The 6,924-nt window shown below is 52.3% G+C and carries 6 protein-coding genes; 5 read left to right on the top strand and 1 reads right to left on the bottom strand.

From position 1 onward, the window contains the following. Positions 1–275: 275 nt before the first annotated feature. From rppH to BZG13_RS11550, 5 genes are all read left to right on the top strand, one after another. Positions 276–788, top strand: coding sequence for an RNA pyrophosphohydrolase (gene rppH / locus BZG13_RS11570; protein ID WP_046075090.1), 513 nt, complete (start codon positions 276–278; stop codon positions 786–788). An 18-nt stretch (positions 789–806) separates the two neighbouring features. Further along, complete coding sequence (gene ptsP / locus BZG13_RS11565; protein ID WP_077486727.1) at positions 807–3,065, top strand: phosphoenolpyruvate--protein phosphotransferase; 2,259 nt, start codon at positions 807–809, stop codon at positions 3,063–3,065. Beyond that, the gene (locus tag BZG13_RS11560) at positions 3,065–3,871 is read left to right on the top strand and encodes a sulfite exporter TauE/SafE family protein (RefSeq protein ID WP_106407235.1); all 807 of its coding nucleotides are present in this window, start codon (positions 3,065–3,067) and stop codon (positions 3,869–3,871) included. The genes ptsP and BZG13_RS11560 overlap by 1 nt, the downstream gene beginning before the upstream one ends. 12 nt (positions 3,872–3,883) lie before the next feature. Beyond that, the gene (gene lgt, locus BZG13_RS11555) at positions 3,884–4,681 is read left to right on the top strand and encodes a prolipoprotein diacylglyceryl transferase (RefSeq protein ID WP_077486725.1); all 798 of its coding nucleotides are present in this window, start codon (positions 3,884–3,886) and stop codon (positions 4,679–4,681) included. An 88-nt stretch (positions 4,682–4,769) separates the two neighbouring features. Beyond that, complete coding sequence (locus tag BZG13_RS11550) at positions 4,770–5,609, top strand: thymidylate synthase (RefSeq protein ID WP_077486724.1); 840 nt, start codon at positions 4,770–4,772, stop codon at positions 5,607–5,609. 109 nt (positions 5,610–5,718) lie between these two features. Here the strand turns inward: BZG13_RS11550 and BZG13_RS11545 are convergent, their stop codons facing one another. After that, positions 5,719–6,867 carry a Na/Pi symporter gene (locus tag BZG13_RS11545; RefSeq protein ID WP_077486723.1) on the bottom strand — a complete coding sequence of 383 codons (1,149 nt, stop codon included), beginning with the start codon at positions 6,865–6,867 and terminating at the stop codon, positions 5,719–5,721. Positions 6,868–6,924: the final 57 nt, after the last annotated feature.

Raw genomic sequence — 6,924 nt, 5'->3', positions numbered from 1 at the left:
ATCTTGATTTGGTTATTTTAAACACCATTGCAAGATCCTGAATCGTTCGATAAGTACACTTTTTCTTGGCTTCTTCACAAATCTATCCACAGAAAGCGTGAATAAATGTGCGCAAACTCTCATTGCTATGTTTATAACTTCCTGTTAGGGGTTAAGTTATCCTCAGATGACGACGAGTGCGCAAAAACAACGCTCAATCCACAATGTTTGTTTACCCTTTACCGCTTTTTGTGAAAAAATCAGGTTCAGTAGAGATTTACCATTGAGGTCGTCCAGTGATTGATGGCGATGGCTATCGTCCCAATGTGGGGATAGTAATTTGTAACGGCCACGGTCAAGTTCTCTGGGCTCGTCGATATGGTCAGCATTCGTGGCAGTTTCCACAAGGTGGCATCGATGAAGGGGAAAGCCCTGAACAAGCGATGTACCGGGAGTTGTACGAAGAGGTAGGTCTGACCAAGAAAGATGTACGCATCTTAGGGACCAGTCGACATTGGCTGCGCTATAAGTTACCCAAACGCTTGGTGCGCTGGGATTCTAAGCCCGTGTGTATTGGGCAAAAGCAGAAGTGGTTTTTGCTAAAACTTGAATGTGACGAGTCACGCGTCAATGTCTCGCGCGGAGGCACGCCTGAATTTGATGGTTGGCGCTGGGTGAGTTATTGGTATCCAGTGCGGCAAGTGGTGGCGTTTAAGCGCGAGGTGTATCGGCGCGCGATGAAAGAGTTTGCGCCACTTGCGATGCCGTTTAAAGAACGCAAACCTCGACGTCGACATAAGCGAGGATAAGTGTAGAGGAGAAATCGGGTGCTCACGCAGTTACGACATATTGTGCAAAGTGTAGCGGCGTCTTCAGATCTTGAGCAGGCGTTACACACTTTAGTGCAACAAACTTGCGTGGCGATGCGTACCGAGTGCTGCTCCGTTTATCTTGCCAATGCCGAACACCAACAGTTCGAGCTGATGGCAACACAAGGCCTCGACCCTTGTGCACAAGTGTCGATGGCATTTGGCGAGGGGTTGGTCGGTGTGGTAGGTGAGCGCGCTGAGCCTTTAAATTTGGCGTATGCGCGTGAGCATCCTGCGTTCAAACCTTTCCCCTCTACCGGCGAGGATGCGTTTCAATCCTTTCTTGGCACGCCCATCATTTATCGCAAAAAGGTGTTGGGTGTGCTGGTGGTGCAGCAACACCAACCCCGCCAGTTTGATGAGAGCGAAGAGTCCTTTCTCGTGACCTTAGCCGCACAGCTGGCGGTGGTGTTTGCCCATGCCGATGCGCAAGGTGGCTGGCAGGGAGCCCCGTCACCGGTGTTACTGGAGGGAATGCCTGCGTCGCCGGGCATTGGCATCGCACAAGCTTGGTGTGATGACTCTCAACCGCGGCTTGAAGAGGTGGCGCCCGCTTGCCACCTAGATACACAAGTTGAACTCGATAGACTGGATGCGGCGATTGACGATGCCAGTACCGAGTTTCGTCGTCTGCGTAAACGCTTTGATAAAGAGCTACAAAAAGACGCGCTGGCGATTTTTGATTTGTTTGTTCATCTGCTTAACGATCCTATGCTGCGTGAAGATATGACGGTGCGGATCCAGCAGGGGGATGCCGCCACATGGGCGGTAAGACAAACGGTTGAAGCCTTTTCTGCCCGTTTCGCCGCGATGGATGATCCTTACCTAAAAGCCCGTGCCGGCGATGTGAAAGAGTTAGGACAGCGGCTGCTTTACTTTTTAATCGCACCGGCGGGGAGTCCACCACCGGTATCGACGCCCATTGTGCTGTTGGCGCGAGAGTTAACGGCGGGCATGTTAGCGTCAATTCCCCGCGCATTACTGACGGGTGTGGTCGCCGAAGAAGGGGCGGCGAACTCACACGCGGCTATCTTGGCACGTGCGTTGGGGATCCCGGCGGTAATGGGCGTCAGCTTTTCTCCCGCCAAGCTTCATCAAAAAACCGTGATCCTCGATGGCCACAAAGGGATGTTGATGATCGAGCCCGCTGAGGCATTGATCAACGAATATCAGCACCTGGTGCAAGAAGAAGCGAGCCTGCAATCTACCTTTGAGACCGCACTGGCGGCCCCGGGACAAACTCAGGATGGCACACGTGTTGAAGTGCATTTGAATGCCGGCTTAAGCGCGGATAGCCAAATTGCGATCAATCAAGGGGTTGATGGGGTTGGGCTCTTTCGTACGGAAGTCCCGTTTCTAATGCAGCGCCGTTTTCCCTCTGAAGACGAGCAGGTCAAACAATACCGTGCGATTCTTGCCAGTTATCCCGATAAACCTGTGGTGATGCGCACCTTGGATATTGGCGGCGATAAACCATTACCGTATTTAAGTGTTGAAGAGGACAATCCGTTTTTAGGCTGGCGGGGGATCCGCTTTACCCTCGATCATCCAGATATCTTTTTAATTCAGGTACGTGCGATGTTACGTGCCAGTATCGGCCTCAATAATTTAAAGCTATTGTTACCCATGATCTCGGGACGTAACGAGCTACTGGAGGCAAAAGCGCTCATTAGCCGAGCTTATCAAGAGGTCAGCCAAGAGGCCCAGCACGCCGGGCAGAGTCTCAACATTCCTTTATTAGGGATCATGGTTGAGGTGCCTTCTATTTTATATCAGCTTGATAGCATTGCCCGAGATGTGGATTTTCTCTCGGTTGGCACCAATGATCTCACTCAATATCTCCTTGCCGTTGATCGCAACAATGCGCGCGTGGCTGATATTTTTGATGCCTTGCATCCCTCGGTATTACACGCATTAGCGTCGATTGCCGCGGTGGGAACGCGTCATCAATTACCTGTCAGTGTGTGTGGTGAGCTAGCCGGCGATCCAGTGGGGGCCTCACTATTGGTGGGCTTGGGGTACCACCAACTGAGTATGAACACCCGCAATGTGGCCAAAATTAAATACTTGCTAAGCCGCTTACCCCATGAGCGCTTGGTCATGCAGGCCAATCAGATGTTGACGCTGGATCACCCAAGCGAAATCCGCGCCGCTACTGAGGCCTTTCTCGCTGCGCAAGGGTTAGAGGCGTTGGTCAAAATCGGACAAATGCGATGATCACCAGCCTAACCGTGCTGCTGTTTGTGGTGTGTATGCTGTTGGGGGCCTGTGTGGGGACCTTATCTGGCCTGCTGGGTATTGGTGGGGGCTTAGTCGTGGTGCCCGCCCTGACCTTCTTGCTTCCCGTGTTCGGTATTGCCCCTACTGTGGTGATGCCTATCGCGCTCGCCACCTCACTTGCCACCATTGTACTGACCTCAAGCGCCTCTGCGTGGCGCCATTTTCGTCTGGGGAATGTTCACCTTGAAGCGGTTAAAGCGCTCGTCCCTGGTATGATGCTGGGCGGCATCTTGGGGGCTGGGCTGGCGGATCGGCTACCACACGACTGGTTGCCTCGCCTGTTTGGCGTGATAGTGCTTGCCATGGCGCTACAAATGTTGCTCAATCGGCGTCCCTATCGCGCGCGCCCTTTACCGCATTGGTGGCGGTTGTCCTTTGCGGGCACACTGATCGGGACACTCTCCAGCTTAGCGGGCATTGGGGGCGGCTCTTTTACTGTCCCATACCTGCATTGGCGCGGCGTCAGTATGCACCAAGCCATCGGCAGTGCCTCGGCGGGGGGCGCGGTGTTGGCGCTGGGTGGCATGATGAGTTTTGTGTGGTTGGGCTGGCGTCAAACGGAACCCTTGCCCGCGCTCAGTGTCGGATATTTGTATTTGCCTGCGTTACTTGGCGTCGTGTCAACGTCGGTGTGGATGACACGGGTCGGTGCTCAACTGGCGGTGAGGCTACCCACAGCACAAATAAAACGTATTTTTGCCGTCTTTCTTGTTATCGTCGGCGTCAGCATGTTGTTGAAATAAAGGATCCCATTCATGGCCGAAGGCTACATCATCTTTCCATCAATCGACCCCATCTTAGTTGAACTGGGTCCGTTAGCCGTGCGCTGGTACGGCTTAATGTATTTGCTTGGCTTTGTGTTCGCCTTATGGCTTGCGAATCATCGGGCGGCCAAACCGAATAGCGGTTGGAGTAAAGAAGAGGTCAGTGATCTGCTTTTTGCTGGCTTTTTGGGGGTCGTGCTCGGGGGACGCATTGGCTACGTCCTATTTTATCAATTTGATGCATTTGTTGCTGATCCGCTGTTTTTATTCAAAGTGTGGACAGGTGGCATGTCCTTCCACGGGGGCTTGCTGGGTGTAATCACCGCTATGGCGTGGTACGCGCGTAAAACGCAGCGTCACTTTTTTACCGTCGCCGATTTTATCGCTCCCTTGGTGCCGTTTGGACTGGGCGCAGGTCGCCTAGGGAATTTTATCAATGGTGAACTTTGGGGACGGGTGACCGATGTCCCATGGGCGATGGTATTCCCAAGTGGTGGCCCTTGGCCGCGGCATCCCTCACAGCTTTATGAGTTTGCGCTAGAAGGTGTCGCCCTGTTTATCATTCTCAACCTTTATATCAAAAAGCCGCGCCCGATGGGCGCAGTATCAGGGCTTTTCTTGACAGGCTACGGGACGTTCCGCTTTATTGTGGAGTATTTCCGTGAGCCTGATGCGCACCTAGGCTTATTTGCCGGCATTCTCAGTATGGGGCAACTGTTGTCATTACCTATGATTATAGCGGGGGCTGTGATGATCGGATGGGCGTACCAGCGTCAAACCGCCAAGTGACCGAATAACGCGAATCGGTTATAGTAAGTAAACCACCAAGGCACCTCAGCGGTGCCTTTTGTTCGTTTGGCCAATGATAGGAAACACTATGAAGCAGTATCAGGCTTTGATGCAGGATATTCTCGATAACGGGACGGATAGAGGGGACCGCACCGGCGTGGGAACACGATCTGTGTTTGGTCGACAGTTGCGCTTTGATCTTGCTGCTGGTTTTCCGCTACTGACTACCAAGAAACTCTACACGCGCGCCATTATCCACGAGCTTTTATGGTTTCTTAACGGCGATACTAACGTGCAGTATTTGCAAGATAATAAAGTGCGTATCTGGGATGAGTGGGCAACCGAAAGCGGTGATCTGGGGCCTGTGTATGGTGCGCAGTGGCGGTCTTGGGCGTGTCCTGATGGCTCGACCGTGGATCAAATCGAACAACTGATCGAGCAAATTAAAACGAAACCTAATTYACGTCGTCATATCATTACCGCTTGGAACCCTGCTGACTTGCCTGATGAGTCGATAAGCCCAACAGAGAACGCCGAACAAGGCAAGATGGCCTTAGCGCCTTGTCATTGTTTGTTCCAGTTCTATGTGGCCGATGGCAAGCTTTCCTGCCAGTTATATCAGCGCAGCGCCGATTACTTCTTGGGAGTGCCGTTTAACATTGCCAGCTATGCGCTTTTCACTCACATGATTGCGCAACAATGCGATTTAGCGGTGGGTGATTTTGTCCATACCTTTGGTGACGTGCATCTTTATCACAACCATTTAACCGACGAGATTGTTTACGAGCAACTTAAACGTGAACCACGTGCGCTGCCTCGCTTGGTGATCAAGCGTAAACCGGCGTCTATTTTCGATTATCAAATTGATGATTTTGAGATTGAAGGGTACGAGCCGCACCCAACGATTAAAGCACCGATCGCCATTTAGCCACGTCGTATCGGATTCACGYGCTATATCGCGACCTAACGTTTTATCTCCAATAAAAAACCACCGCACGGGCGGTGGTTTGTTTGTGCTTGGGCGGGAGGTCAACCCATCACTGTGACAACAGCACAATGCTTCCTGGCACAATCACAAAGACGAGGCCGATGTAAGCCAGTACCGCCGCTTTTGATTTGGCTGCTAATTGGCCTAACCAGTCGGCCCCTTTGAGCGGCAATTCACGCAAGAACGGAATACCGAAGATAAGTGCCGTCGCCAAGATGTTGAAGCTTAAGTGCACTAACGCGATTTGGAGGGCAAAGACCGCGAACTCACCGGTAACCGCCGTGGCGGCGAGTAGGGCAGTAATACAAGTCCCAATGTTGGCCCCTAAGGTGAAGGGGTAGATGTCACGGACTTTCAGCACCCCTGAGCCGACCAGCGGCACCATTAAACTGGTGGTTGTCGATGAAGACTGCACCAAAACAGTGACCACAGAGCCTGAGAAAATACCGTGCAGTGGACCACGACCAATCGCGTTTTTCAGCATGTCTTTGGCACGACCGACCATCAGCTTTTTCATCACTTTGCCCATGATGGTAATCGCAATCACGATGGCAGCAATCCCCATGACAATCATGATAGCGCCACCAATGTTACCAGGCAGGGCGGCTTCAAGCGGTGATTGCACCGCGTTAACCACGGGTTTTGTCAGCGGCTTAACAAAGTTCAACCCTTTAATGCTCATGTCACTGGCTTGCGTCAGCGGTGAAACCAACCACTCGGAAATCTTGTTCAGCAAACCGAACGCCATCTCTAATGGCAGGAAGATAGCAACGGCGAACAGGTTGAAGAAATCATGAACGGTGGCGCAGCTAAATGCGCGACTGAACTCCACCTTACAGCGGGCATGACCAAGGCTGACGATAGTGTTGGTCACCGAGGTGCCTACGTTCGCCCCCATGACCATCGGAATGGCCGCTTCAACGGGGAGGCCACCCGCGACTAAGCCCACTATAATTGAGGTGACTGTACTTGACGATTGGATCAATGCGGTAGCAACAATACCAATCATTAAGCTAGCTACGGGATGAGAGGCAAACGCAAAGAGCGTCTTAGCTTCGTCGCCGACGGCCCATTTAAAGCCGCTTCCTACCATGGCAACGGCCACCAGTAGGAGGTAAAGCATGACGGCAAGCTTGGTCCAACGGAACCAATTTGAGGAGCTCTGGGTTGCCTCTACCGCTGTAGCATGGGGAGTCATAAGATATCTCCGTGACAGTTCGATGTCAGTTTAGTGTCAAAGCAAAAATCTGCGGCG

Origin of the sequence: Salinivibrio sp. ML323 (assembly GCF_001995745.1) — a bacterium.
GTDB lineage: Bacteria > Pseudomonadota > Gammaproteobacteria > Enterobacterales > Vibrionaceae > Salinivibrio > Salinivibrio kushneri.
Note: the sequence above shows the minus strand (reverse complement) of the source record. Positions and strands in the feature narration are given on the sequence as shown.